The organism is Bacillus cereus group sp. BfR-BA-01380 (assembly GCF_022663535.1).
Classification (GTDB): Bacteria; Bacillota; Bacilli; order Bacillales; family Bacillaceae_G; genus Bacillus_A; species Bacillus_A cereus_BB.
The window spans coordinates 1-1,096 of sequence record NZ_JAKUFS010000079.1 but is presented as its reverse complement, the minus strand read 5'-3'; the positions used below and the strand labels follow the sequence as shown (position 1 = coordinate 1,096).

Sequence of the window (1,096 nt, the reverse complement as noted above, 5' to 3'; positions counted from 1 at the left end):
AAAGCCTTGTACTGCCTCTTTTATGGATGCTTGTGTCGGATGAAATCTGTTGGCAATGACCTGTTGTTTTAACCATTTCCACAGTCTCTCAATTGGGTTCAGATTCGGTGAGTACGGTGGAAGGTGTACGAACATCAACCGCTCTTTCTGTTCATGCAAGAAGTTTTGTACGGATTTGCTTTTATGAATGCGAGCGTTGTCGATGACCATGACCACAAACTTATCTTCATATTGCTTTAGCACATAGAAGAGGAATGACAAAAAGTCTTCCTGTAAACAGGAAGACGCCGTCTGATGTACTACTTCTCCTGTTTGGGCGTTTACTGTTCCAAAAACGGTTACGCTGGCATGATGACCGTAAGTTGGAATCTGTTTTTGCGATCCCCGTTGTGACCAAGTAGCGTGTAGACTTTGATACGCTCGCACATGCGTCTTATTTTGATAGAGAAGAACCATGTCGTCATTCAGCAGTTTTTTTTAATCAAGGTAATTTGATGTCGGAACATACGCTGTTTCTTGGGATCTGCCTCCTTGAGTGTGTAGGTCGGACGGGTATAACTTAACTTCAACCGCCAAAGCATGCGTAAAACACCTGTAGTCGACATTTCTACATCATACGTACGACGCAAATATTCCTGAATGACTGGTGTAGTCCAGGACACAGCACTTCCCAAGCCTTGATCCGTCGGTGTGCTCGTTAGAATGATTTCTTTGAGCGCCTGTTGTTGGTCGTCCGTTAGAAAACATGCGCGTCCCGGTGCCATTTTACGCTCAAGAAGGAGGTCCATGCCACCTTCATTAAACCGTTTTACGTATTCGGAAACAGACTGGCGATGGATCCCACAAATCTCGGCTGCTTCTTTGCCCAATTTCCCTTGCATGACGAGACGCACAGCCATAATACGTGTGCGAAAAAATGCATTGCTTTCCTGTTTTTCTTGTATCCGCAAGTCAGTAACCGTAAGGCCATGTGTATTTGTAATCGTCAAACGTTTCATTCATAATCCGCTCCTTTTTCTTGTCCTTGGAACCAGTATGGACAAGATTTTGAGAGGATAAGCACAGAAGATGAAGAAACTAGTCAGTTATATATAAT

2 protein-coding genes are annotated in these 1,096 nt (G+C 43.8%); both read right to left on the bottom strand.

All coding sequences use genetic code 11. The features are described from left to right. Positions 1 to 426: IS630 family transposase (locus MR076_RS25875; protein ID WP_242225425.1), on the bottom strand; the 426-nt coding region annotated here is incomplete at its 3' end. A gap of 38 nt (positions 427 to 464) precedes the next feature. Beyond that, complete coding sequence (locus MR076_RS25870) at positions 465 to 998, bottom strand: helix-turn-helix domain-containing protein (protein ID WP_242225424.1); 534 nt, start codon at positions 996 to 998, stop codon at positions 465 to 467. Between the last annotated feature and the right edge of the window lie 98 nt (positions 999 to 1,096).

Coding starts and splice junctions, on each gene's coding strand:
- MR076_RS25870 (WP_242225424.1), bottom strand. CDS start 998: ATGAAACGTTTGACGATTACAAATACACATGGCCTTACGGTTACTGAC.